Annotated in this window: 20 protein-coding genes and 2 pseudogenes; 10 read left to right on the top strand and 12 right to left on the bottom strand. The window is 67.2% G+C overall.

Annotated elements, in window-relative coordinates:
• Window positions 1-88 precede the first annotated feature (88 nt).
• Genes QSJ95_RS26250 through QSJ95_RS26210 form a run of 9 tightly spaced genes read left to right on the top strand, consistent with a single transcriptional unit; the run spans window position 89 to window position 11,551 of the window.
• A complete protein-coding gene (locus tag QSJ95_RS26250; protein WP_352230825.1) occupies window positions 89-361 on the top strand; it encodes a PAAR domain-containing protein in 273 nt (90 codons plus the stop codon).
• Between the two features lie 2 nt (window positions 362-363).
• Window positions 364-1,527, top strand: a complete 1,164-nt coding sequence (locus tag QSJ95_RS26245) for a KPHS_23130 family T6SS system protein (protein WP_502945322.1) — start codon at window positions 364-366, stop codon at window positions 1,525-1,527.
• A complete protein-coding gene (locus QSJ95_RS26240; protein WP_502945321.1) occupies window positions 1,524-4,922 on the top strand; it encodes an ImcF-related family protein in 3,399 nt (1,132 codons plus the stop codon). The genes QSJ95_RS26245 and QSJ95_RS26240 overlap by 4 nt, the downstream gene beginning before the upstream one ends.
• A 9-nt stretch (window positions 4,923-4,931) precedes the next feature.
• A complete protein-coding gene (gene tssA, locus QSJ95_RS26235) occupies window positions 4,932-6,518 on the top strand; it encodes a type VI secretion system protein TssA (protein WP_285646421.1) in 1,587 nt (528 codons plus the stop codon).
• 28 nt (window positions 6,519-6,546) lie between these two features.
• Window positions 6,547-8,316 carry a type VI secretion system baseplate subunit TssF gene (gene tssF, locus QSJ95_RS26230; protein WP_285646419.1) on the top strand — a complete coding sequence of 590 codons (1,770 nt, stop codon included), beginning with the start codon at window positions 6,547-6,549 and terminating at the stop codon, window positions 8,314-8,316.
• Window positions 8,280-9,362 carry a type VI secretion system baseplate subunit TssG gene (gene tssG / locus QSJ95_RS26225; protein ID WP_285646417.1) on the top strand — a complete coding sequence of 361 codons (1,083 nt, stop codon included), beginning with the start codon at window positions 8,280-8,282 and terminating at the stop codon, window positions 9,360-9,362. Before tssF ends, tssG begins: the two co-directional genes overlap by 37 nt.
• Complete coding sequence (gene tssJ / locus QSJ95_RS26220; RefSeq protein WP_285646415.1) at window positions 9,343-9,894, top strand: type VI secretion system lipoprotein TssJ; 552 nt, start codon at window positions 9,343-9,345, stop codon at window positions 9,892-9,894. The genes tssG and tssJ overlap by 20 nt, the downstream gene beginning before the upstream one ends.
• Entirely contained in the window at window positions 9,891-10,346 is a 456-nt protein-coding gene (gene tssE, locus QSJ95_RS26215; RefSeq protein WP_285646414.1) for a type VI secretion system baseplate subunit TssE, read from the top strand. The genes tssJ and tssE overlap by 4 nt, the downstream gene beginning before the upstream one ends.
• Before the next feature lie 26 nt (window positions 10,347-10,372).
• A complete protein-coding gene (locus QSJ95_RS26210; protein ID WP_285646413.1) occupies window positions 10,373-11,551 on the top strand; it encodes an OmpA family protein in 1,179 nt (392 codons plus the stop codon).
• 172 nt (window positions 11,552-11,723) lie between these two features.
• Here QSJ95_RS26210 and norR read toward each other — a convergent pair whose 3' ends face one another.
• Window positions 11,724-13,289 (bottom strand): nitric oxide reductase transcriptional regulator NorR, encoded by a 1,566-nt coding sequence (norR, locus tag QSJ95_RS26205; protein WP_285646412.1) that lies wholly within the window; start codon window positions 13,287-13,289, stop codon window positions 11,724-11,726.
• A gap of 190 nt (window positions 13,290-13,479) precedes the next feature.
• On the opposite strand from norR, the gene QSJ95_RS26200 reads away from it, so the two are divergent.
• A complete protein-coding gene (locus QSJ95_RS26200; protein ID WP_285646410.1) occupies window positions 13,480-15,759 on the top strand; it encodes a nitric-oxide reductase large subunit in 2,280 nt (759 codons plus the stop codon).
• A gap of 411 nt (window positions 15,760-16,170) precedes the next feature.
• Here QSJ95_RS26200 and QSJ95_RS32905 read toward each other — a convergent pair whose 3' ends face one another.
• From QSJ95_RS32905 to QSJ95_RS26155, 11 genes and pseudogenes are all read right to left on the bottom strand, one after another.
• Entirely contained in the window at window positions 16,171-16,650 is a 480-nt protein-coding gene (locus tag QSJ95_RS32905; protein ID WP_084229700.1) for a DUF2778 domain-containing protein, read from the bottom strand.
• Between the two features lie 372 nt (window positions 16,651-17,022).
• A complete protein-coding gene (locus tag QSJ95_RS26195) occupies window positions 17,023-17,670 on the bottom strand; it encodes a response regulator (RefSeq protein ID WP_009620218.1) in 648 nt (215 codons plus the stop codon).
• Window positions 17,671-17,840: 170 nt separating this feature from the next.
• Window positions 17,841-18,881, bottom strand: coding sequence for a protein-glutamate methylesterase/protein-glutamine glutaminase (locus QSJ95_RS26190; RefSeq protein WP_285646408.1), 1,041 nt, complete (start codon window positions 18,879-18,881; stop codon window positions 17,841-17,843).
• 13 nt (window positions 18,882-18,894) lie between these two features.
• Complete coding sequence (locus QSJ95_RS26185; protein WP_069865285.1) at window positions 18,895-19,704, bottom strand: CheR family methyltransferase; 810 nt, start codon at window positions 19,702-19,704, stop codon at window positions 18,895-18,897.
• Window positions 19,704-20,201, bottom strand: coding sequence for a chemotaxis protein CheW (locus tag QSJ95_RS26180; protein ID WP_061561630.1), 498 nt, complete (start codon window positions 20,199-20,201; stop codon window positions 19,704-19,706). The genes QSJ95_RS26185 and QSJ95_RS26180 overlap by 1 nt, the downstream gene beginning before the upstream one ends.
• A gap of 11 nt (window positions 20,202-20,212) precedes the next feature.
• Window positions 20,213-21,205 (bottom strand): annotated as a pseudogene (locus QSJ95_RS33080) (methyl-accepting chemotaxis protein); the annotation flags it as partial.
• A gap of 93 nt (window positions 21,206-21,298) precedes the next feature.
• Window positions 21,299-21,850: pseudogene (locus QSJ95_RS33075) on the bottom strand (MCP four helix bundle domain-containing protein); the annotation flags it as partial.
• The gene (locus QSJ95_RS26170) at window positions 21,834-24,074 is read right to left on the bottom strand and encodes a chemotaxis protein CheA (RefSeq protein WP_285646403.1); all 2,241 of its coding nucleotides are present in this window, start codon (window positions 24,072-24,074) and stop codon (window positions 21,834-21,836) included. The pseudogene QSJ95_RS33075 and the gene QSJ95_RS26170, both read right to left, overlap by 17 nt.
• A 4-nt stretch (window positions 24,075-24,078) precedes the next feature.
• Window positions 24,079-24,411, bottom strand: coding sequence for an STAS domain-containing protein (locus QSJ95_RS26165; RefSeq protein ID WP_009620231.1), 333 nt, complete (start codon window positions 24,409-24,411; stop codon window positions 24,079-24,081).
• 1 nt (window position 24,412) lies between these two features.
• Entirely contained in the window at window positions 24,413-24,778 is a 366-nt protein-coding gene (locus tag QSJ95_RS26160; RefSeq protein ID WP_009620233.1) for a response regulator, read from the bottom strand.
• Between the two features lie 17 nt (window positions 24,779-24,795).
• The gene (locus QSJ95_RS26155) at window positions 24,796-25,782 is read right to left on the bottom strand and encodes a methyl-accepting chemotaxis protein (RefSeq protein WP_423360426.1); all 987 of its coding nucleotides are present in this window, start codon (window positions 25,780-25,782) and stop codon (window positions 24,796-24,798) included.
• Between the last annotated feature and the right edge of the window lie 76 nt (window positions 25,783-25,858).

Raw genomic sequence — 25,858 nt, 5'->3', positions numbered from 1 at the left:
ATCAAAGACCTTAATTCAGTTAAGTAAGTCTGACAAAGTAAATGTCTTTGCTTTAAGAGTTATTGGAATTTTATAGACTAGGGATACTATGCATATGCCTCGAGGATTCGTCTTACTAGGAGACAAGACCACACATGGTGGCCAAGTCATAACTGCATCTTCCACCCATGAAGTGCACGGTAAGCTAACAGCGCTGGTAGGAGATCTGGTGAGCTGCCCAATTCCAGGGCACGGCGTGAACGCTATCGTCGAAGGCTGTGCGGACTGGTCCGAGAATGGTCGCGCGCTGGTGGTCGATGGTTGCCGTAGTGCCTGTGGTTGCCAGGTGATCTCCAGCGCTCCTGATTGTGCGGTGAGTTGACCATGGCTTGGAATCGGCGCGCGCCTGATGTGGTCATGGCGCCTGAGCCAGTATCAATGATCCGCTGGCTCGGTGCGGGGTTGCTGGCTGTGATCGTGGGTATTGGGGCTTTCGTGCTGGCGGCTTCTGGGCGCGTGCCGGAGCTTAGCGGTCTCAATATCTGGATGCTGGCGGCTACGCCGATTCTCCTGTGGGTACTGGCGTTCGGCGTGCGAGCCTATAGCTTTGGTGGGGCTGTCAGCCATTTCCTGTTCCTCGAAGACGAGGCAATCGAGGCAGAGAGTGCCTGGAACGAGTGGGCGCGCCGCAACATTGCTGTGCAAGCCAGTTGCTTAGTGCTGCCTGAGCTGATTTCCGCTCCTGTGATTGCTCAGGGCGCACCTGGCGTTTCGCCGTGCTCCGGCGTGGCAAAGCGGATCACGTCACTACCCGCTAAAAGCAGCGACCGGATACAGGCCGGCTTGGACCAGTTGCTGGTGGGGGTTGGCCCTGCCGTGGCGGCAATCCCTGTCGAGCAGACACTTCGGGTGACGCTGCTGAGCGACGTCGCCCCAGACAATTTCGACCTGTTGCTTAGCGCTTGGCGCAAGCGCTGGCCGATGGCAGCGCCGAGCCACATTTCCATTTCGCCCATCTTGGTGAATGAGCTGTCCTTTGACTGGCTTGAGCGCTCGCTCCAATCACCGGGGGCGGACATCGATCTCATCCTGGTTCTGCAGATCAATGGTCAATCCGGCTACTCCGATGGCCTGGCAGCGTTGCTGGTTTGCCCGGATGCGTTGGCTATCGCGCAGGAGCTGACAGTGCAGGGCCGATTGCTGCGCCCCATGCCACTGGAGACAGGCCAGCTCGAAACGGAGCTGCCTCTGTTCCTGCAAACCCAGGTGGAGGCGCGTAGTGCCACGGGAATATTGGCCGACAGCGTGCAATGGAAGGACTCGCTCGGAACCATCCTCTCCATGGGTAGTGCGCAGGGCGCCAAGCTGCAGGCCGGCAGCCAATGGATTCAAGAGTCACTCAGTGGTTTGCCAGGGCCTTTCAGCCATTGGTTGGTCGCAGCCCTTGGGCTCGATCTGGTTCGGCTCCGGAAACAGCCGCTGTTGCTGCTTAGCCAGGAAAGATCGCAACGCTGGATTAGCACCATCGCCACAGGGGAGAGTGCATGAGGACCTATAACAACCCCTGGCGCCGTCTTGGCGGTGGGATGTTGATCAGCGTGGCGCTGGCGGCCGTTGGGGCGCTGATATGGCACTACGGCGATCGGATTGGTCTGGTGGAAACACACCACAAGCTATTCGCTTTCCTGCTGCTCGTTGTCATTGCTGCCATTGGCCGGGGTCTGCCCAAGATCCTGGCCTACATCACGCGTCAGCAGCATCGTGAGCAGGGACAGGCCACGGGCGTGCGGCCGTCGGCTGATGGAAAGTTGCCTCCGTCGGGCCAGCGGCGCTCCCCTATAGTGGAAATACCTGGGTACCTGAAAGCCCAGTACGGTTACTTCTGGAAGCGCAAGGTACGCCTGCTTCTGGTGGTCGGTGAGCACGATCAGATCGAAGCCGTGGCCCCTGGATTGAGCAAACAACGCTGGCTCGAAGGTCAGGGCTGCGTACTACTCTGCGGCGATTCGCTGAAAGGCCAATGGCAGACCGATGTGGCGGGGCTGGCGAAATCGCTGCGCCGCTCGCAGCCGCTGGATGGCATCGTCTGGGCACTGAGCGAGGCTCAGGGCAATGACGTCACCACGCTGAGCACCGGGGTGCGGCAATTGCGCGATCTGTGCCAGACGTTACGTCGACAGGCCCCGCTGTACCTATGGCAAGTGCGCGGCAGCGTCTGGGAACAGGCCGGGCGCGACGTGCAGCCGGTGGGTTGCCTGCTGCCGGCCAAGGTTACCGGCGAACAGCTTGAAGCCTCCCTGCGCCAATTGGTGGTGCCATTGCGCGAGCAGGGCATGGGGCAGCTGGAATCTGATGCGAAACACGACTTCCTGCTGCGTCTGTCCCGTGACCTTGATCGTCAGGGTATCCGTCAGTGGCGTGAAGGCCTCGCGCCCTTCCTGGTTCAGCTCAGCCGTACCTTGCCTCTGCGCGGGGTGCTTTTCAGCCCCAAACTGGCTGATGGTTCCGCAGGAACACCGAACACCTGGTGGCCGCAGACCAGTTGGAAGCCAGTACTGGATGAAAAACAAATCCGGGGCCGGCGCTTGGGCTGGAGCTGGGGCCGCATTGCCTACGGTTGCGCGCTGGTGCTGGGCGGTTTCTGCGTCCTGGCACTGCTGCTGTCCTTCACCAGCAACCGCAGCCAGATCGCCACGCTGGAAGCGGCGCTGGCGACCATCGGCCAGTCTGGCGACGCGGACGCGCAGCTGACCGCCCTCGGTGAGCTGACCCGCGAGTTGGCGCGGCTGGATTACCGCCGCGAGCATGGCGTGCCCTGGTACCAGCGCTTTGGCCTGAGCCAGAACGATGCCTTGCTGGCATCGCTGTGGCCGCGCTACGCCCAGGCCAATAATCGGCTGATGCGCGACGGGGCGGCGCGGCATCTGGAGCGGCAACTGGCCGAGCTGGCTGCGTTGCCGGCGGGCAGCCCCGAGCGGGCTGAGCGTGCCGAGGGTGCCCACGCGCAGCTCAAGGCCTACCTGATGATGGCGCGGCCGGAGCGGGTCGACGCCGCCTTCCTGGCCCAGGTGCTGAGCCGCGAGGAAGCCGACCGCCCTGGCGTGGCACCCGGCCTGTGGCAAGGGCTGTCGCCCAGCCTGTGGGCGTTCTACGCACAGCATCTGGCGGCGCACCCCGACTGGCGCATCGAGGCCAGGCCCGCCCTGGTGGCCCAGGCCCGGCAGGTGCTGCTGGGGCAACTGGGCCAACGCAATGGCGTGGCCAACCTGTACCAGCAGGTGCTGGAGCGGGCGAGCAACAACTACGCCGGCATGACCTTGCTCGACATGGTCGGCGAAACCGATGCCTCGTCCTTGTTCGATACCCCCAACAGCGTGCCGGGTGTCTTCACCCGACAGGCCTGGGAAGGGCAGGTTCGTGAGGCTATCGACGAAATCGCCGAGGCCCGCCGGGAGGAAATCGACTGGGTCCTGAGCGATCAGCAGAGCAGTATCGACAGCGAACTGAAACCCGAGGTGCTCAAGGCCCGGTTGACCGAACGTTACTTCCAGGACTTCAGCGACGCCTGGCTGGCCTTCCTCAACAGCATCCGCTGGCGCAAGGCGGACAGCCTGTCCGATGCGATCAGCCAGCTCACCCTGCTCAGCGACGTGCGCCAGTCGCCGCTGATCGCGCTGATGAACACCCTGGCCTACCAGGGCAGGACCGAGGTCAGGGGCGAGGCGCTGGCCGACTCGCTGATGAAGTCGGCGCAACACCTGCTGGACAAGGACAGGCAGCCGGTGATCGACCAGAAGAACACCGGGCCGCGTGGCCCGCTGGACGACACCTTCGGGCCGCTGCTGGCGCTGCTGGGCAAGGACAAGTCCAGCGCGGCGGGCGGCGATGGCAGCCTGAGCCTGCAGGCCTTCCTGACGCGCGTCACCCGTGTACGCCTGAAGTTGCAGCAGGTCACCAATGCCAGCGACCCGCAGGCGATGACCCAGGTCCTGGCGCAGACGGTGTTCCAGGGCAAGAGCGTGGACCTCACCGACACCCTCGACTACGGCGGCCTGATCGCCGCCAGCCTGGGCGCGGAATGGAGCGGCTTTGGCCGGAACCTCTTCGTGCAACCGCTCAGCCAGGCCTGGGAGGGCGTACTGCAGCCTTCGGCGCAGAGCCTGAACCGCCAGTGGCAGCGGGCGATCGTGGCCAACTGGAGCCGCGCCTTCGATGGCCGCTATCCGTTCGCCGCCACCGGCAGCGATGCCTCGCTGCCGATGCTGGGGCAGATGATCCGCGCCGACAGCGGGCGGATCGACCAGTTCATCAAGAGCCAACTGGGCGGTGTGCTGCACAAGGAGGGCAACCGCTGGGTGCCGGACAGCGCCCACAGCCAGGGGCTGCACTTCAACCCGCGGTTCCTCGAGGCGGTCAATCAGCTCAGCGAGCTGGCGGACATCCTCTACACCGATGGCGGCATGGGGATGACCTTCCAGCTCCAGGCCAAACCGGTGCGCAACGTGGTGGAGACCACCCTGATCCTTGATGGCGTGACGCTGGAGTATTTCAACCAGGTGGAAAGCTGGCAGCAGTTCACCTGGCCGGGTGGCAGCGACCATCCGGGTGCCTCGTTGAGCTGGACCAGCATCAAGGGCGGGGCGCGGCTGTTCGGGGACTACTCCGGCACCTGGGGGCTGATCCGCCTGCTGGAACAGGCGCAGGTGACCGCCCTGGACGACCGCGGCACCCGTTTCGAGCTGGTGCTCGGCGCCCCGGACAAGCTGCCGCTGACCTGGCACCTGCAGACGGAACTGGGGCGTGGCCCGCTGGCGTTGTTGCAACTGCGTGGCTTCACGCTGCCGGAGAATATTTTCGACGTGGGGGCGGGGGAGGTCGATCCCTATGCCGTGGCCGCCGACCCGTTCGAGCCGGCCGGTTTGAATGCACGTGAAGGGATGTAGGACGCACCGATGAGTTTGCAAGGACTGATTTCAACCTGCCTGGAAGGGCAGGACGCCGTGGCCCTGGCGAAGGCCCAGACGGCCCGCTGGGAGCCCTGGCTGGCGCCTATCGGCCAGGCGGCGCCCGCAGGGGAGGACCCCGGCTACGACGATGACTTCCAATGCCTGCGCGAGGAGATCGACAAGCTGTCCGGGGCGGACGTGGAGCGGGTGGCGCAACTGGCGGAGCAACTGCTCAAGCAGCGCTGCAAGGATCTGCGGGTCGCGACCTATTACCTCTGGGCGCGGACCCAGCGCGACGGTGAGGCGGGCCTTGCCGATGGCCTGGAGTTGCTGGCGGCGCTGCTCGAACGCTTCGCCGGGCAGGTGCTGCCGAGCCGCCCGAAGAGCCGGCGTATGGCGCTGGAATGGCTGGCCAGCGGCAAGGTGCTGGACGGCCTGTCGCTGTTCCCCGAGGTGGTCAAGGCCGAGGCGCAGCGCACGGTCGCGGCGCTGGCCTGGCTGGAGCATAGCGTCGCCGCCTGGCCGGAGGCCGAGCGGCCGGGCCTGGGCGCGCTCTATGGGGCCCTGGCCGCCCGCCTGACGCAATCCGGCGGTGTGAATGCGCTGGTGCCGCAGAACAGCGCCGCGCACACCGAGCCCACGCCGCACACGGCCGTGCCGGGACTGTCGGCCATCAAGTCCGGGCGCGACCTGCTGGACACCGGCAAGGCCCTGGCCGGCTACCTGCGCGACCAGCCCCAGGGCTGGCTGGCGGCCCATCGCCTGCTGACCAGCCTGCGCTGGGACACCGTGCACCAGTCGCCGCCGCAAGAGGCCAATGGCAACACCCGCCTGGCCCCTCCGCGCACGGAGTACCGCGCCCAGCTCAAGCGCCTGTACCTGCAGCAGAGCTGGAGCGAACTGCTGGACCAGGCGGAGCGCATGTACGCCGAGGGGGTGAACCACTTCTGGCTGGACCTGCAATGGTTCCTCTGCCAGAGCCTGGGCAAGCTGGGTGTTCCCTACGAGGGCTGGGCGGACATCATCAAACGCGACCTGGGCATGTTCCTCGAACGCCTGCCGGGCATCGAGCAGTTGCGCTGGAACGACGGCACGCCGTTCGCCGATGAATCCACGCGTGAATGGATCATCCAGCACGTGAGCGGCAATCGGCCCATGCAGTGGCCGTCCACGGCCGTCGCGGCGCCCGCGGTGGCGGACGACATCCTGGCCCTGGAAGGCGAGGCACTGGCCCAGGCGGACAGCGATGGCGTCGAGGCGGCGCTGGCTTGGCTGGCTGCGCGCCCGGATGCCAGCAACGGGCGGCAGCGCTGGCTGCTGAGGTTGTTGATGGCGCGGGTGGCGGAGCAGTACGGCAAGAGCGACCTGGCCATCCATCTGCTCGGTGAACTCGACAGCGTTGCGCAGCAGCAGGGCCTGAGTGCCTGGGAGCCGGAACTGGGCTTCGAGGTCAAGGCGCGCCTGCTCAAGCTGCTGCGCCAGAAGGTCCAGCGCAATGACGTGGACAAGGCCGCGCTGGGCCGTCGCATGGAAGGGCTGCTGGCGGCCCTGGTGGCGCTCGACCCCGTGCGCGCCGCGGTGCTGTGCGGTTGAGCCCCCTTACTACTTTCAGGACTTTTTCGTGAGCATGGAAAATCTGACGCTGCGTTATTTCGATGCCGAAATGCGCTACCTGCGCGAGGCGGGAAAGGAGTTCGCCGAGGCGTTTCCGGACCGGGCGGCGCAGCTCAACCTGGACAAGGCCGGAGCCCGCGACCCCTACGTGGAGCGGCTGTTCGAGGGCTTCGCGTTCCTCATGGGGCGCCTGCGCGAGAAACTCGATGACGACCTGCCGGAACTGACCGAGGGGCTGGTGAGCCTGCTATGGCCGCACTACCTGCGCACCATTCCGTCGCTGTCCGTGGTCGAGTTGACGCCGGACCACCGGCAGATGAAGAACTGCGAAGCGCTGCCGGCCGGCTTCGAGGTCATGTCGCAGCCGGTGGGGCCACGGCTTACGCGCTGCCGCTATACCACCACCCAAGACCTCACACTGTACCCGATGGCCATCGATTCGGTGCGGGTGAGCAGCGAGCCGGACGGGCGCTCGGTCCTGCACCTGCGCTTCGCCTGCAGCCCGTTGGCGGACTGGTCGCAGATCGACCTGAGCCGCCTGCCGCTGTACCTCAATGCCGATGGGCCTCTGGCCAGCGCGCTGCATCATGCGCTGACACTGAACGCGCAGGCGCTTTATGTCCGGCTGCCGGGCCAGCCCGACCGGATCAAGCTGGACGGTTATTTCTCGCCGAAGGGGTTCGGTGACGACGACCGGCTCTGGCCCAAGGGCGACGGCGCTTTCAGTGGCTATCAGTTGCTGCTGGAGTATTTCACCTTCCGCGAGAAGTTCATGTTCGTCACGCTCTGCGGCCTGGAACAGATGCCGGTTCAGCCAGGTTTTTCGGGCTTCGAACTGGACGTGGTGCTGAGCGAGCAATGGCCGCATGAGTTCGCGGTGAGCGCCGAGCATGTGCGCCTGCATGCGGTGCCGGTGATCAACCTGTTCGCGCTGGAGGCCGACCCGCTGACGCTGTCGCCGCTGCAGACCGACTACCTTTTGCGGCCGATGCGCCTGCAGGATGGCCACACCGAGATCTACTCGGTGGACAGCGTGACCTCGTCCAAACACTCGTCGAATCGCGACTACGTGCCGTTCACCAGCTTCCGCCACAAGGGCGGCATGCTGCGCGACGAGGCCCCGGAGCGCTATTTCCACACGCGGATGAAGCGCGGCGCCAATGGCATGCACGATACCTGGCTGATATTGGGCGGTGAAGGCTTCGATGCCGACCGCCTGCGCCAGAGCGAAAGCCTGTCCCTGCGCCTCACCGGCACCAACGGCCAGCTGCCGCGCAAGGCGCTGCAGAGCACCCTGCTGAACGTGCTGGTGAAGTCCCCGCTGAGCGGCCTGCAGGTACGCAACCTGTGCGCGCCGACCCTGCCGTGCTACCCGCCCAACCAGGACCGTTTCCACTGGCGGGTGCTCAGCCACCTGGGCTCCAACTTCCTGCCCATGCTGGACAACGCCGAGGTGCTGCGCGGCACCCTGGCGCTGTACGACTGGACCCACAGCGAGCTGAACCGGCGCCGGCTAGCGGCCATCGTCGAAGTACGCCATCACCTGGTCCAGCGCTTCGAAAAAGGCTTCCTGCTGCGCGGCGTGGACATCGAGGTGACGCTGGACGCCAACGGTTTCTGCGGCGAGGGCGACATCAGCCTGTTCGGCGAGATGCTCAATCGCTTCTTTGCCCTGTACGCCGACATCCACCTGTTCAACCAGCTGACGCTGGTCCTGCAACCCACTGGTAAGAGCCTGCGATGGAACGAGAACCACAGTCAGCGTATTCCCGGCTGAAGGCCAGCGGCCTGCTGGAGATGCTGGCGGAGCGGGTGTCCGAGGCGAACCTGTACCGTTTTTGCCAACTGGTCGAAGCCGCTGCCCCGGACAACCCGCCCTTGGGGAGCACGGCGCGGCCCTGTGACGACGCCGTGCGCTTTCGTCCCCACCCCGGCATGGGGTTTCCCGCCAGTGAACTCAAGGCCATCGAGTTCGACGAGGAGCATCCGCAGCGCCCGGCTACGGTGCGTACCCGGTTGCTGGGCCTGTACGGCGTCGATTCGCCGCTGCCCACCACCTACCTGGACGACATCGCCCAGCGCCGGGAGGGGCACGAAGCGCTGGAGGCCTTCCTCGACATCTTCAACCACCGGATCTTCACCCAGTTCTATCGCATCTGGCGCAAGTACTCCTATCCAGCCACCTTCGAGGCCGGCGGCACGGACGGCACCTCGCAATGCCTGCTGGGCCTGATCGGGCTGGGCATTCCGGGGACGGCCAACCACATCGCCACGCCGGTGTCGCGTTTCCTGGCGTTGCTCAGTGTGATGCGCCTGCCCACCCGCAACGCCGAGGGCATCAGCGCCCTGGTGAAGCTGCTGGCCCCGAACACACAGGCGCGGGTGACGCCGCACTGGCCGCGCAAGGTGCCTCTGGCGCAGCCCGCCAGCCTGTCGAAAGAGCGGCCTGTCAGCCTCTCGCAAGGCACTCCCCTGGGGGCCGTGGGCGCGGATGCCAATAGCCAGGTACGCCTGGAGCTGGTCACCGAGGACCTCGCCGAGGCGCAGGGCTGGTTGCCGGGAGGGCAGTTGCACACGGATCTGCTGGTGCTGTTGCGGGTGTACCTGGGGTGGCGCTGCACCGCGAAGATGCAGCTCACCTTGCCGGTGAAGTGTCTGCCGAAGCCGGTGCTGGGCGCTCCGGTGTTACTGGGGCTGACCGGCGTATTGGGGCTCGACCCCGACGCAGACCAGCCGTGCATAACCGTCAATCTTGGCCGCTATCAGGGATTGATCGAGAACATGAACATCAGGGAGGCACAGCATGTCGCTTACCGTTTTTAGGACGCTGCTGGCGATGGCAGCGCTTGGCCTCGTCCTTGGCGGGTGTGGGCTGACCCAGCGCGCGATGGATGGGGGCAGCTCCATCGCGCAGGGCATTTTCTACAAGCAGGTCAAGGTCCTGCATCTGGACTTCAACGCCCGGGCGGCGCTGAACACCGCTACCGGCGACATGTCCGCGATGTCGGTCTCGACACTGGTGCGTGTCTACCAACTGAAGGACCGCAAGGCACTGGACCAGGCGGACTACCACAGCCTATTGAGCGACGGCAGCAACCTGTTGGCCGCGGACCTGCTCGACGAAAGCCGGGTAGTGGTGAAGCCGGACGAGGGTGCGCAGCTGAATGTCCCGATGCTGCCTGAGGCACAGTTCGTCGCGGTGGTCGCGCTGTTTCGCTCGCCGGATATGCAGAAGGGTAACTGGCGCCTGGTGCTGGCGCGCGATGAACTGGACCCGGACGCGCCCCGGGTGATCGAGCTGGGTGACAACATGTTGAATCTGATGCCGCTGCCGAAGAAGGATTCCTGGTGGTGAGCGAACAGAATCCCTCGCTTTATGAGCTGCTATTGCAGAACTTCACCGGTGAGCTCGACCTGTATCAGGTGCGCGAGGAAGATCAGCCGCTGCTCTCGGTGCTGGACAATCTGCAGCGCATCCTCAACTGCCGGGCCGGCACTCTCAGCCACCTGCCCGACTACGGGCTGCCGGACATGAGCCAGATCCTGCACGGTATGCCGGGCAGCGCCCACGGCCTGATGAGCAGCATGACGCGCCTGCTGCTCAAGTACGAGCCACGCCTGGCGGCGGTGCAGGTCGAGCTGTTGCCGCAGACCCGGCCAGGGTACCTCGAATACGCGCTGCAGGTGACGCTCAGGAGCGGCACCCATGCAACCTTCGCTACCACCCTGGCGCCCGAGGGCAAGGTACTGATACGGCACCTGAAGCAGGCGCAGCACCTGCCGCGCGTACCCATGATCACGGACTGATTGGCCAAGGGCTGAAGGGATGCCGAATGTCGGTACTGTCTGAAATGAAACTGCGTCCGGGCGCAGACCCGAGCAAGCTGGCCCCGTATATCGCCCTGGGCGAGGAGTTGGGCAAGCTGGGCCACCCGGCTTGCCCGGACGTGAATTGGGCGTGGGTCGAGTACCAATGCCTGGAGCTCTTCCAGGAAAACGGCGCGGACCTGCAATCGGCCGCAGCCTTGACGCTGGCGCGCAGCCATATCCACGGGTTGCCGGGTATGGCGGAGGGGCTGCTGCTGGTCAGCGCGTTGCTGTCGCAGAATTGGCCGCAGCTGTGGCCTGCCGCCTTGACGGCCCGGGTGCAGATAGTGAGCTGGCTGTTCGCCGAGCTGCAGCCACTCGTGCGGCGGATGGAACTGCTGGGCACCGACCTGGCGCTGCTGAAGCGGATCGATGCCGGCCTGATGGGGTTGGCCGAACTGCTCTCCCGGCACGTGCAGGTTCCCTCGCCATCGTTGGAGGCCCTGCGGGCACAACTGGCCAGCCTGGTCAAACGCCTGGAGCGCGAGGCGGCACCCCCGGAAGCCGTGCCCTCCAGTACGCCAGCAGGAGCCAGCCTTCCTACTGCGCAGCCGCGGCCGGGGGTGAGCGTCACTCAAGAGGCATCGCCCAGTGTTCTGCTGGTAAGGCTCGACAATCCGCCGGTAGCGCCAGCGGAGGAGACGCGCCGCCTTGGCCCTCGGCTGGTATGGCTGGTGCTGCTTCTCATCATGCTGGCAGGTCTTTCGCTGGGCGCCTTCTGGGGGGGGTACGCAGCCAAGCGGGATAGAGACGAGCAAGCCAAGCTGCCCGAGCCTGTGTACCTGGACAGCCTGCTGCTCTTCGCGCCGGGCAGCGCAGAGCTGAAGCCCGAGTCGACCAAGGTCCTGATCGATGGCCTGATGCACATCAAGGCTCAGCCTGACTGGCTGATCGTCGTGACCGGCCACTCCGACAACTCGGGAACCGAACGGCAGAACCTGGCGCTGTCGCAAGCCAGGGCGGCCGCCGTGCGCGATTGGATGCAGCGCATGGGCGAGATTCCAGGGCGGTGCTTCGTTGTCCAGGGGCTCGGTTCGAGCCAGCCGATCGCCAGCAACGACTCGGAGCAGGGGCGCTCGGCCAACCGGCGGGTGGACGTGCGCCTGGTGCCGGCGCCGGGGGCCTGTGGCGCTGAGGCGCGGTGATCTGTTCGTCATCGCTGCCGGCAGCCAGGCGCCTGGCGCGCGCATCGCGGACAGAATCTCCCACATTGGAATGGTGCAGGCGGGGCGGTGGCGGATCTCATCCGCGAATCGCGCCGGGATGGCTGGCTATCGCGGACAAGGTCCGCTCCGAAGAGCAGGGCAGGCCCAGCGCTCAGCGCAGGTCCAGGCGGCGCGCCAGCTTGCGCAGGTTGCTCGGGTCCATCTTCAGCGCACGGGCCGCCGCCGCCCACTTGCCGCCGTGGCGCTGCAGCGCGCGTTGCAGCAGGCGGCGCTGGTAGTCGTCGACCACCTCCTGCAGGGAACGGGCGTCCTCGGTCGAGGGGGCGGGTATTTCGACGGCATCCTCGGCCGCCGGCAGCTCCAGGCCGAGCCCTGCCGCGTCGATGCTCAGCAGTTCGCGCCGCGAGGCCGTCTGGCTCAGGGTCTTGAGCGCCGCGCGGCTGATGAGGTGTTCCAGCTCGCGCACGTTCCCCGGCCAGGCGTAGTCCAGCAGGGCCTGCTCGGCATCCGGCGTCAGGCGCAGGCAGCGCAGGCCCAGGCGGGTGCGGTTGAGTTCGAGGAAGTGCCCGGCCAGCACCAGCACGTCCTGGCCGCGTTCGCGCAGCGGCGGGATGTGCACCGGGTACACCGACAGCCGGTGGTAGAGGTCGGCGCGGAAGCGTCCGCCGCGCACCTCGTCGGCCAGGTGGCGGTTGGTGGCGGCGATGATGCGCACGTCGACGTGCTTGGGCCGGTCGGCCCCCAGGCGCTGGATCTCGCCGCCCTGCAGGGCGCGCAGCAGCTTGGCCTGGATCGACAGCGGCAGCTCGCCGATCTCGTCGAGGAACAGGGTGCCGCCGTTGGCCGCCTCGAAGCGCCCCTGGCGGTCCTGGGCGGCGCCGGAGAAGGCGCCGCGCACGTGGCCGAACAGCTCGCTTTCGGCGAGGGTTTCCGGCAGCGCCGCGCAGTTCACGTAGACCAGCGGCTTGCGCGAACGCGGCGAGCTGGCGTGCAGGGCGCGGGCGAACAGCTCCTTGCCGACGCCGGTCTCGCCCTGCAGCAGCACCGGCAACTCGGAGTCGGCGACTATCTTCAGTTCGTCCAGCAACTGGTGCAGCACCGGGCTCTCGCCGAGGATGCCGGCGCCGGGTTCCAGGGCCGGCTCGGCCAGAACGCTGCGGGTCAGGCGCAGGCGGCGCACCTCGCTTTCCAGGCGGCCGACGCGCACGGCGGCCTCGATCAGCGGCGCGTAGTGCTCCAGGCGCCGGACCAGCGCCGGCGAGAAGCTGCCCGGGCGCAGGGCGTCCAGGGTCAGCGCGCCCCAGGCGCGGCCTTCCAGGTAGAGGCTCATGCCCATGCAGTCGTGTACCGGCAGGGGCTTGTCGGGGCTGTCCTGGAGCAGGCCGTCGTAGGGATCGGGCAGCTCGCTGTCGGCGCTGAACTGCAGCGGCTCGCGCTGCGCGAGGATGTGCGCCAGGCGCGGGTGGCTGGCCACGGCGAAACGCCGGCCGAGCACTTCGCGGTCCAGGCCCACGGCGGCCTGGGGCTGGAGGCTGTCGCCATCGAGCTGCAGCAGCACCACGGCGCTGCAGGCGAACTCGTCGCGCAAAGCCACCACCAGCCGCTGCAGGCGCTCGGCGGTGGGCAGGTCGTCGGCCAGGTCCGCCAGGAGCCTATCCAACAATGAGGTATTTTTTACCTTTGCGAGGTCATTTGAACCCGTTCCGGGTGCGGTCATTTCGACTCGTGATTTTCGCAAGTTATTGATCCTAGGAGGTTTATGGGATGGCACACAGCTTGCGATAGCGCAAGCAGTGCCTGACCAAGGAGCCATCCCATGCACGTCCCGCTCAGCAACATCCCAGGCCGCCGCGCCTACGTCAAATCCGCCAGCCCCATTCGCCCGGTCGCCGGGGAGGAGCGCCATCATGGGTGAATACCGCAAGTTGTGGTGGGCGCTGATCGCCGTGCTCGGCGTGACCTTCTGCATACTCGGCTGGTTCGGCCGCGAGGTCTACCGCCAGGCGCCGCCGATCCCCGCGCAGGTGCGCAGCGAGACCGGCGAAACCCTGTTCACCGGCACCGACATCCTCGACGGCCAGACCGCCTGGCAGAGCGTGGGCGGGATGCAGCTCGGCTCCATCTGGGGCCACGGCGCCTACCAGGCCCCGGACTGGACCGCGGACTGGCTGCACCGCGAGCTGAGCGCCTGGCTCGATATCGGCGCCCACGAGCAGTACGGCAAGGCCTTCGGCGAACTGGACGGCGACCAGCAGGCTGTGCTGCTGGCCCGCCTGAAGCGCGAGTACCGCGGCAACCGCGCCGAAGATGGCGTGCTGACCCTGAGCGCACGCCGCGTCGAGGCCATCCGCCACACCGCCGACTATTACGTCGCGCTGTTCGGCGACGACCCGGCGCTGCAGCACAGCCGCAAGAGCTTCGCCATGAAGGAGGGCACCCTGCCTGACCTGGCGCGGCGCCAGGAGCTGACGCACTTCTTCTTCTGGACCGCCTGGGCCGCCGCCACCGAGCGCCCGGGTTCGGCCGCCACCTACACCAACAACTGGCCCCACGAACCGCTGATCGGCAACCAGCCGACCGCCGAGAACGTCATGTGGTCCATCGTCAGCGTGGTGCTGCTGATCGCCGGGGTGGGCTTCCTGGTGTGGGCCTGGGCCTTCCTGCGCGGGCATGAGGAGGCGGAACCGGAGCCGCCGCTGCAGGACCCGCTCAGCCTGGTGGCGCTCACCCCGTCGCAGCGGGCGCTGGGCAAGTACCTGCTGCTGGTGGTCGGGCTGTTCGGCTTCCAGGTGCTGCTGGGCGGCGCCACCGCGCACTACACGGTGGAAGGGCAGGACTTCTACGGCATCCCGTTGTCGCAGTGGTTCCCCTATTCGCTGCTGCGCACCTGGCACATCCAGAGCGCGCTGTTCTGGATCGCCACGGGCTTTCTCGCCGCGGGGCTGTTCCTGGCGCCCGTCATCAACGGCGGCAAGGACCCGAAACACCAGAAGCTCGGCGTCGACGTGCTGTTCTGGGCACTGGTCGTGGTGGTGGTCGGCTCGTTCATCGGCAACTACCTGGCCATCGCCCAGCTGATGCCGCCGCAGTGGAACTTCTGGCTGGGCCACCAGGGCTACGAATACGTCGACCTAGGGCGCCTGTGGCAGATCGGCAAGTTCCTCGGCATCGCCTTCTGGCTGCTGCTGATGCTGCGCGGCATCCTGCCGGCCTTCGCCAAGCCGGGCGACAAGAACCTGCTGGCGCTGCTGTCGGCCTCGGTGATCGCCATCGGCCTGTTCTACGGCGCCGGCCTGGCCTACGGCGAGCGCACCAACCTGTCGGTGATGGAGTACTGGCGCTGGTGGGTGGTGCACCTGTGGGTGGAGGGCTTCTTCGAGGTCTTCGCCACCACCGCGCTGGCCTTCATCTTCTCCAACATGGGCCTGGTCTCCGGCCGCGCCGCAACCACCGCCAGCCTGGCCTCGGCCTCGCTGTTCATGCTCGGCGGCGTGCCCGGCACCTTCCACCACCTGTACTTCGCCGGCACCACCACGCCGGTGATGGCGGTGGGCGCCACCTTCAGCGCCCTGGAAGTGGTGCCGCTGGTGGTGCTGGGCTACGAGGCCTGGGAGAACTGGCGCCTGAAGAACCGTGCCGCCTGGATGCAGCGGGTGAAATGGCCGCTGGCCTGTTTCGTCGCCGTGGCCTTCTGGAACATGCTCGGCGCCGGGGTGTTCGGCTTCATGATCAACCCGCCGGTGGCGCTCTACTACATCCAGGGCCTGAACACCACCCCGACCCACGCCCATGCCGCGCTGTTCGGCGTCTACGGCTTCCTCGCCCTGGGCTTCACCCTGCTGGTGCTGCGCTACATCCGCCCGCAGCTGCACTTCAACGAAAGGCTGATGAAGACCGCCTTCTGGTGCCTCAACGGCGGCCTGGTGCTGATGCTCGCCACCAGCCTGCTGCCCATCGGCATCATCCAGTTCCACGCCAGCGCCAGCGTCGGCCTCTGGTACGCACGCAGCGAGGAGTTCATGCAGCAACCGCTGCTGCAGACCCTGCGCTGGGTGCGCACCTTCGGTGACCTGGTGTTCATCGTCGGGGCCCTGTCGATGGCCTGGCAGGTGGTGACCGGCGTGCTTTCCCCGAGCGGCAAGCCCGTGAAAGTCTTCGCGGAAGGAGGTGTGCAGGAACAGGTCTGACGATTCGTTAGGAATATGCGTTGGTAACGCACGCGGCCCGCCAGGGAGGTGGGGCGCGTGCGTTTTTGCATGTGTCCGTCGGCCCTGCCGATGGAATCGCGGACGGAGTCCGCTCCTACGGTGAGGCTTCTTTCGGTGATACCTATGAGCCTATTTCCCGGTTGCGGTTATTTGGATTCTCTTCAGCAGTTGCATTGAGCCGAAAATGACAATCGCATTTACCAGAAGGGCCGAAAGCAGCACGGTTGTCATGTATGCATTATCCCAGATTATTATGTCAATGAAGCCATAGCGTTCCGAAAGTTTCGAAAATATCCATTTCTCCGGTATCAGTGTATAAGTTAGTAGAAATATCGCTACATACGAAAATGCAAAGGCATGCCAAAGCAACAGGAATTTCAAGGGCTTCATTCAGTAAACCTGTATTGTTCCATAAGAAATTAGCCCGCCGGATAGGGGCGTTGTCGGTGCTCTTAATAAAGCCTTGCGCAGGATAGCATAATGAAAATGATTTGGCAGTGTGATGCACCCGTTGCTGACACCTTGATAGCCAGCAGGGTGTAGTCTGAAGTTTCCGCGCCTCACATATTCGATAAAGGTGTAGTCATCGATTGTGCCGTCATCACGAAATAGGCCAAGCCAGAGCGTACGATCCGAGCCACTGAGTAAGGAGTTTATTTGGTCTCTCAAGATACCCATGGCGCCGCCTTTGGGTCTATTTACGATGTGGTATTTTCCTGGGGGCAAAGGGCCAATGTCTTGTAGTACAGCCGAGCCCGGGTTGTTTCTGTGTGGACCGGCATTGCCGGAATATGCTGGGAAGAAACCTATGCCGGGGCAGCTCAAGTTGGAAAGCCTTCCGCCATTAAGGTGAAAAGTACACCGGATCATCGTTTGCTCCTGCTATTGGAAAAGCAGGGGCTTGAGGTATCGAGTTCTTTCTCGAAGATAAGCACCGTGTAGATACTGGGTTCCGTTTTTAGCCATGGATATGCAGGAATTACCATGCAAGCTTCCTTGTTCAATTATCCGTATTTGATGTGCGGAACTTATGTAGCGTGAAAAGTTGCGTCAACCAAGATGACTGGCAAAGGAAAATTCACTTGTATGATTCAGCTCGGGGGCGGAAAAAGATGAAGTCCCAGGCACCACAATCTGCGGCTATGAAGTTTTAGCGGCTATGGCTGGTTGCGCCGCAGGCATTGCCCGGATTCGGCAAGGCTGCGCCTAGACGCTTTTCATAGGCTGGGCTGGCGGCCCCGGTCAGTCATTGGGGTCGATCAGCCCCTGGCGCACCGCGTAGAGCACCAGGTTGGGCACGTCGTGGATGCGCAGGCGGCGCATGATTTGGGCGCGGTGGGCTTCGACCGTTTTCACGCTCAGGCCCAGGCCGGTGGCGATGGCGCGGGTGGAGGCGCCGCGGCTGATCAGGCGGAGGATCTCGATCTGCCGCTGGGTCAGCTCGGGGTCGTTGGCTGCCGGCTTCTGCCGGGCCAGGGCCTGGGCGATGACCGGGGCGGCGATGGCCGAACTCAGGTAGCGCTGGCCGCGGCCCACGGCGCGCAGGGCCATGTGCAGTTCGTTGAGGGCGGCGTCCTTGAGCAGGTAGCCCTGGGCGCCGCGCTCCAGGGCCGCGAGCACCACCTCGGCGTCGGTGTGCATCGACAGCATCAGCACCCGCGAGGCCGGCGCCACGCTGCCCAGTTCGCACAGGGCGTCCAGGCCGCTGGAGCCTTCCATGGTGACGTCCAGCAGGATGATGTCCGGGCGCAGGGCACGGGCCAGTTCCACCGTCTGGCGGCCGTTCTCCGCTTCGCCGATGATCTCGTAGCCCTCCAGGCTGGCCACCATGGCGCGCACGCCGAAGCGGATCAGCGCATGGTCGTCGGCCAGCAGCAGGCGGCAGCTCATGGCCGTGCGACCTGCCCCCGGGCGTTCGCCGGGCCCCGGGCAGTCGACCGTTGTGGGTTCATTGCGACAAGCTCCTGTATCCATGTTCCATGGCCGCGCGCGACGGCCTTCGCTTCAGGACAGAGCCTTTTCCCCGGCCAAGGTTCGGCTCTTGCGCGCGGGCGGCGCGCTCATTCGTCACCACCCGCGAACTGAAGGATAGCCCGTGGCAGGTTGGCCAGCCGCTCGCTGGCCTGGGCGGCGCCCAGCCGCAGCGCTTCGCGCGGCATGCCGAACACCACGCAGCTGGCCTCGTCCTGGGCCAGGGTGCGCGCGCCGGCCTCGCGCATGCTCAGCAGGCCGCGGGCGCCGTCGTCGCCCATGCCGGTCATGATCACCCCCAGGGCGTCGGGCCCGGCGTACCGCGCCACCGAACGGAACAGCACGTCCACCGAGGGCTTGTGGCGGTTGACCGGCGGGCCGTCGAGCACTTCGACCAGGTAGTGCGCGCCGCTGCGCCTGAGCTGCATGTGCAAGCCACCCGGCGCCACCAGGGCCAGGCCTGGACGCAGGCGGTCCAGGTGGCGCGCCTCGCGTACTTCGATGCGGCACAGGCCGTCCAGGCGCTGGGCGAAGGCGGCGGTGAACTTCTCCGGCATGTGCTGGACGATGACGATGCCCGGGCAGTCCTCCGGCAGTTGGCGCAGCACCTGCTCCAGCGCCTGGGTGCCGCCGGTGGAGGTGCCCAGGGCGACGATGCGCTCGCCGGCGAACCGGCCGCTGCGGGTGGCTGGCGGTACGGCCGTGGCCGGCGTGCGCGGCGGCGTGGCCCGTGGATGGCTGCGGGCGGCCGCCTCGATCTGCCGGATGAGTTCGCCGGCCAGTTGCTGCAGGCTTTCGCGCAGGCCCACGCTGGCCTTGGCGAAGACGCCCACGGCGCCGGCCGCCAGGGCCTCCAGGGTGATGGCCGCGCCGGCCTGGGTGAGGGTGGAGCAGATGATCGCCGGCGTCGGCCGCTCGGCCATGATCCGGCGCAGGAAGGTGATGCCGTCCATGCGCGGCATCTCCACGTCCAGCACCAGCACGTCCGGCCATTGCTGGCGCATCTTCTCCAGGGCGAACAGCGGGTCGGCCGCCTGGCCGATGACCTGGATGCCTGGGTGCCCGCCCAGGCAGGCGGTGAGCACCTGGCGCACCAGCGCCGAGTCGTCGACGATGAAGACCTTGATCACGCCCGTGCTCCTCTCATCGCGTGCGTTCGAAGACCGACGGGCACAGCGTGCGCACCGGCAGGCCCAGGCCGTGCAGGCTCTCGGCGTGGCCGATGAACAGCAGCCCGCCCGTCACCAGGCGCTGCAGCAGCCGGGCGAGCATGCCGCGCTTTTCCTCGGCGCCGAAGTAGATCAGCACGTTGCGCAGGAAGATGACCTCGAAAGGACCGACGTCCGCCGGCAGTTCGCGGGCCAGGTTCAGTTCGGCGAAGGCCACCCGCTCGCGCAGGTGCGCGCCGATGCGGAAGTTGCCGGCGCTTTCGCCGATGCCGCGCTGGCAGTGGCGTTCCAGCCAGCCCCGCGGCAGGTGGGCCGCCTGTTCCATCGGGTAGATGGCGCGCCGGGCCTTGTCCAGCACCCGCAGGCTGAGGTCGGTGGCCAGGATGGACCAGTCCGCCGCGCCGCGCTCGGCCAGGGTCATGGCCATGCTGAAGGCTTCCTGCCCCGAGGAGGCGGCGGCGCTCCACAGCCGCAGCGGCCGGCGCCGGCGCGCGGCCCAGTCGCCGAGCACCTCGAAGTGCTGCGGCTCGCGGAAGAAGAAGGTCTCGTTGGTGGTGAGCAGGTCCACCACCAGGCGCCGCTCGGCGGCCTCGGCCGGCTGCGCCAGCAGGCGCAGGTAGGCGCCGTAGTCGGGCTGCCCGCGCGCCCGCAGGCGGCACATCAGGCGGCCAGCCATCAGGGTGCGTTTCTGTTCGCCCATGCGGATGCCCGAGGCCTGCTGCATCAGGCGCTGCAGGCGGCGGAAGTCCTCGTCGCCCAGGCGCGGCAGGTTGCGCGTGGGCATCAGCCGGCCTGCGCGGCCAGGCCGAGCTGGCGGATGTCGTCCAGCGACAGCGCGCGGCGCACGTCGAGGACGATGGTGAAGCCCGCCTCGTCGCGGGCCATGCCGGCGATGAACTCGGTGCGGATGCCGGCACCGAAGGGCGGCGCCGGCTCGATGCTGGCGGCCTCGATGTCCAGCACCGCGTCCACGGCGTCCACCACCAGACCGGTGCGCTGCTGGCTGTCGCCCAGCTCGAGTTCGATGATGACGATGCAGGTGCGCTTGTCCGGCACGCTCAGCGGCATGCCGAAGCGGGCGGCCAGGTCCAGCACCGGCACCACGTTGCCGCGCAGGTTGATCACGCCGTGGATGAAGCCGGGCATCATCGGCACTGCGGTGATCTGGCCGTATTCGATGATCTCGCGCACCAGTTCGATGGGCAGCGCGTAGCGCGCCTGGCGCACGCGGAACGACAGGTGCTGTACCGCGCCGGGCGCCGTGCTCTGCAGGTTGTCCATGCTCGCTTTCCTCAGTCGAAGCTGACGAACTGGCCTTCGTCCACCCGCGCGGCGGCCGCCTTGCGCATCGGTCGATGGGGTTCGCGCGGGGTGCCGGCGACGCTGCCGCGGTAGGGCGCGTGGGCGCGGGCCTGCTCGTCGAAGCGGAAGTAGCCGATCAGTTCCAGCAACTGGCTGGCCTGGGCGTTCATTTCTTCGGCGGTGGCGGCCAGCTCCTCGGAGGCCGAGGCGTTCTGCTGGGTGATCTGGTTCATCTGACCCATGGCGATGTTGATCTGCCCGGCGGCGGCGCTCTGCTCCTGGGATGCGGCGGTGATTTCCTGGACCAGGTCGGAGGTCTTCTGGATGTTGGGCACTATCTCGTCGAGCAGGTGGCCGGCCTGCTCGGCCAGCTGCACGCTGCTGCCGGCCACGCCGCCGATCTCCTGCGCGGCCACCTGGCTGCGCTCGGCCAGCTTGCGCACCTCGGCGGCCACCACCGCGAAGCCCTTGCCGTGGTCGCCGGCGCGGGCCGCTTCGATGGCGGCGTTGAGGGCCAGCAGGTTGGTCTGGTAGGCGATGTCGTCGATGATGCCGATCTTGTCGGCGATCTGCTTCATGGCCTGGACCATCTCGCGCACCGCGCGGCCGCCGTCCACCGCGTCGCTGGCGGCCTTGCCGGCGATGCCGTCGGTGACCTGGGCGCTCTCGGTGTTCTGCGCGATGGAGGCGGACATCTGTTCCACCGAGGCGGTGGTTTCCTCGACGCTGGCGGCCTGCTCGGTGGCCGCCTGGCTGAGGGACTGGGAGGTGGCGCTGACTTCCTCGGAGGCCGAGGAGAGGGCGTCGGCGGCGCCGCGCACGTCGCCCATGACGTTGCGCAGGCGCTCGGCCAGGTGGCCCATGGAGCCCAGCAGGCGGCCGGTCTCGTCCGCGCTGTCGACTTCCACGCGCACGCCCAGGTCGCCCTCGGCGAGGCTGTTGGCCACGCCCATGGCGCGGTTGAGCGGGCGCACGATGCTGCGCGTAACCAGGATGCCGATGGCGAAGCCCAGGCCGGCGGCGACCAGCACCAGCACGATCATCTGCAGGCGCGAGGCGAGGTAGATGTCGGTGATGCTGTCGTTGGCCTGGCGGGCGCGCTGTTTCTTCTGCTCCACCAGCGCGCTCATGTTGTCGTCGGCGGCGTTGCTCAGCTGGCGCAGCTTCGGCAGCAGGGCGCTGGCCTCGCTGCCTTCGCCGAGACGGCCGCTGGCCTTGTTCAGGTCGAGGATGTGCAGGGCGGTCTTCTCGTACTCCGCCAGTTGCTGGTCCAGCTGCGCCAGGCGCGCCTTGGCTTCGTCGCTGACGAAGCTGGCGCGGGCCGCCTCCAGGTTGTCGTGCAGGGTCTTGATGGCCTGGGGCACCTGGGCCATGGTCGCGTCGCGTTCCTCGACGCTGGCGGCCAGCAGCGAGCTGCGCAGGTGGCGGCCGATGTACACCAGGTTGAGGTTGGCCACCTGCATGGCGTCGAGGGCGAGCATCTCGCGGTTGTACATCTGGTCGGAGAGGTCGTTGACCTTGCCCAGATTGAAGATGCCCAGCGCGCCCACCGCGGTGGTCAGGGCCACCACCAGGGAGAAGCCGGCGATCAGGCGGATGCCGATCCGGAGGTTACGGATGAATTTCATGGGGTGTCTCCTGCGCACCGGCGGCTTGCGGGTGCCTGTGGCTCTGCTGTGGATCGCTGTCCACGGGGTGGTGCGTCGGCTGTTCGTCGAGGCTGGCGAAAAGCGTGGCGATATCGAGGATCAGGGCGACCTGGCCGGAGCCGAGGATGGTCGAGCCGGCGATGCCCTGCAGGTGCTGGAACAGCGGGCCGAGCGGCTTGATCACCGTCTGCAGCTCGCCGTGCAGGTGGTCGACCACGAGCCCGGCCTGCTGCCGGCCGTGGCTGACCACCACTATGTTGCGGCGCCCGCCGCGGCTGCCCGGCAGGCCGAAGTGCGCGGCCAGGTCGATGCACGGCAGCGGCCGGCCGCGCAGGTCGATGTAGCCGCAGGCGCCGTCACCGGCGTGGGGCGGCAGCTCCATGCATTCGGTGATCAGGCCCAGCGGCACCACGAACTGTTCGTCGCCCAGGCTCACCTGGAAGCCGTCGATGATCGCCAGGGTCAGCGGCAGGCGGATGCGGAAGGTGCTGCCCTGGCCTGCGCGCGAGTCGATCTCGATGCTGCCGCGCAGCGCTTCGATGGCGCTGCGCACCACGTCCATGCCCACGCCGCGGCCGGACAGGTCCGAGACGCTGTCGGCGGTGGAGAAGCCGGCGGCGAAGATCAGCCGCTGCAGCTCCTGCTCGCCGAGGGTGGCGCCGGCCTCGATCAGGCCCCGCTCGATGGCCTTGGCGCGGATGCGCCGGGTGTCCAGGCCGCGCCCGTCGTCGCTGACTTCGATGACCACCGTGCCCGACTCGTGGAAGGCGTTCAGGCGCAGCAGGCCCTCGGGCGCCTTGCCCGCCTCGATGCGCTGCCCGGCCGGCTCGATGCCGTGGTCCATGGCGTTGCGCACCAGGTGGGTGAGCGGGTCGGCCAGCTTGTCGATCACCGACTTGTCCAGCTCGGTGTCGGCGCCGTGGATCTCCAGGCGGATGCGCTTGTCCAGTTGCTGGCTGACGTCGCGCACCACGCGGTGGAAGCGCGAGAAGGTCTCGCCGATCTCGACCATGCGCAGCTTCAGCGCCGCCTCGCGGATCAGCTCCACGTGGCGGTTGACCGTCTGCGCGCTTTCGCTGCTGGCGCTGTCGCCGCTGGCGCGGGCGTGCAGCTGGGCGGCGGCCGCGCTGATCACCAGTTCGCCCACCAGGTTGATCAGCTCGTCGAGCTTGTGCGCGGCGACGCGGATCAGGCTGCTTTCCGGGGCGCGCTCGCGGGCCTTCTGCTGTTGCGCCAGGGCGGCGTTCACCGCCTGCGCCGGCACCAGCCCCTGGTCCACCAGCACGCTGCCCAGGGCGGGCTTGAGCGCGTCGCTGTGCTGCGCCTGCAACGCCAGGCCGCGGGCCAGGTCCTGTTCGTCGAGCAGGCCGCTGGCGACCAGGATGGCGCCGATGCGCTCGTCGCTTTCCGGCAGCTCGCGCATCAGCGCCAGGTAGTCGTCCACCTGGCTGCCCGGCGGCAGGATGCGCAGGCTGCAGAAATCGCGGATGAATTCGAAGGCTTCCTCGATGGCGGCGCGTTCCGCCGAGGTGCACAGGGCAATCTCCAGGCCCAGGTAGCAGCGCTCGGCGTCGAGTTCTTCCAGCGCCGGCACGGCGTCGTCGATCAGGTGCAGGCAGAGCACCTCGCCCAGGCGGCCGAGGTAGCGCACGAAAGTGGCCGGGTCGAAGCCGTTGCGCAGCAGCTCGCCGTCGAAGCGCAGCGAGATGTGCCAGGCGCCTTGCGCCTCGCAGCTGGCGCAGGCGTCCAGGCGGCCGCGGGCCGGGCAGTCGATGGCTTGCGTGGGGATCAGTTCCGGCTCGTTGCCGGTCAGCGCGGCCAGGGCGTCGAGCAGTTCGCGCTGGTGCGCCGCGTCTACCGGCAGCTCGCCGCTGGCCGGGTCGATCAGCGCGACCATCGAGGTGATCTCGTCCAGGCAGCGCAGCATCAGCGAGACCAGCTCGGCGGTCAGTACGCGCTCACCGTCGCGCACGGCCATCAGCAGGTTTTCCAGGTGGTGGGTGAAGTTCACCAGCGGCAGCAGCGAGAACAGTCCGGCCGAGCCCTTGAGGGTGTGCATGGCGCGGAACAGGCGGGTGATGGCTTCGCCGTCGGCCGGGTTGCGCTCCAGTTCCAGCAGGCATTCCTCGGCCTGCCGGGCCAGGTCGCGGGCCTCTTCGATGAAGCCGCGCAGCAGTTCGCTCCATTGTTCGCCGTCGAGCATGGCATCAGGCCTCGGGCTGGGCCGCTGCGGCGGCATAGGGCAGGGCGGCGTGCAGCCGCAACAGGTCGACCAGTTCGCGCACCGCCTCGCTGGGCGCGTGCAGCGCCAGTACGGCGCCGTGGCGCTGCAGTTGCGTGCGCAGCGCCAGCAGCAGTTGCACGCCGGCGGTGTCGATTTCGTCGAGGCGGGACAGGTCCAGCGGCCATTGCCCGGCCACTTCCAGGCGGGCGCCGGCGACCGCCTCGCGCAGGGCGGCGCAGGCCTGGCCCACCTCGTAGATGGTCAGGCTGCCGGCCAGCGCCAGGGGGCGGCCGGGCTCGTCGCAAAGGTGCAGCATCTCAGCCCACCAGCCGGTCCACGGCGGCCAGCAGCTGGGCCGGCTGGAACGGCTTGACGATCCAGGCGCGGGCGCCGGCGGCCTGGCCTTCGGCCTTCTTGCCCTGTTCGCTTTCGGTGGTGAGCATGACGATGGGCGTGAAGCGGTACTCGGGGCGCGCCTTCAGCGCCTTGACCAGGCCGATGCCGTCGAGGTTGGGCATGTTCAGGTCGCTGATGACCAGGTGCACCTTCTGGCCGCCGAGCTTGGCCAGGGCGTCGCGGCCGTCGACGGCCTCGATGACCTGGTGGCCGGCGCCGGCGAGGGTCATCTTGACCAGTTGGCGCATGGACGTGGAGTCGTCGACGATGAGAATGGTCTTGGCCATGTTGGGCTCCGGGGCGATCAGAAGAAGGTGACGTCCGAGGCGGCGCCGCGGCTCGCCGGGCGGGCGCTGCGTTCCTCGTCGGTGGTGAACTGGCGGCTCATCTCGCCGAGCCAGCGTTGCGGCTGGGCGAGGGCGGCATCGCTGCTGGCGACGGCCTGGTGCAGGCGGCCGATGTCGCCCTGCAGGTGGTCGAGGATCTGGTCGCTGCGGTCCTGGAACTGCAGGCCGACGATGATTTCCTGGATGTCCGCCTGGGTGACGCGGGTGTCGTGCTGCAGCTCGCCGGCGCTGGCGCTGAGCGCTTCGAGGTTGCGCGAGAGGTTCCGCAGGATGTCGGCGGCGACGCCGTCCAGGTAGTCGAGGTTGTCTTCCTCGCGGCTGGACAGCTCCTGCGCCGCGGTGACGGTGGCGTGGATGGCCTGATTGATCTCGCCGACCTTCTCGACCATGCGCTGGCCGGTCTCGGCCGAGAGCCTGGACAGCTTGCGCACCTCGTCGGCCACCACCGAGAAGCCGCGCCCGTACTCCCCGGCGCGGGCCGCCTCAATGGCGGCGTTGAGGGCCAGCAGGTTGGTCTGGCTGGCAATGTCCTGCACGTGCTTGGACATGCCCTGCAGCTCGCTGGCGTAGCCGCTGAGGTTGCCGATGGTGGCCAGCAGCTCGTTCTTGCGCACGCTGGCGGCGTGGAAGGCCTCGGTGACTTCGTGCAGGCGCTGCTGGGCCTGGCGCAGGTCGTGGCTCAGGCCTTCGCCGCCGGTGACGCTCTCGGAGCGGGCCAGTGTCTGCTGCAGGCGCTCGGCCAGGGCGGCGAAGCGCGCGAACAGCTCGCCGACGTTGCCGGCCAGCAGCTTGCGCACCTGCTCCAGGTTCTGCTGCCAGGCCGGCAGCACGGCGTGCAGCAGGGGCTGGCAATCGACGGCGGCAGGGGCCTCGGCGGCCGGCGCGGGAAGCTCGGCCGGCAGTTGTGCGCGGGGGCGCAGGACGATGCCTGCGGCGCCGGCCATGGCCAGCCCGGCCGCGGCCAGCCATGGCTGGGCGAAACCCAGGCCGGCGAGGCCCAGGGCGATTCCTGTCCAGAAG

The organism is Pseudomonas sp. NBRC 100443 (assembly GCF_030268185.1).
Lineage (GTDB): Bacteria > Pseudomonadota > Gammaproteobacteria > Pseudomonadales > Pseudomonadaceae > Pseudomonas > Pseudomonas citronellolis.
The sequence above is the reverse complement of the archived record's forward strand: the minus strand, read 5'-3'. Positions and strand labels throughout refer to the sequence as shown.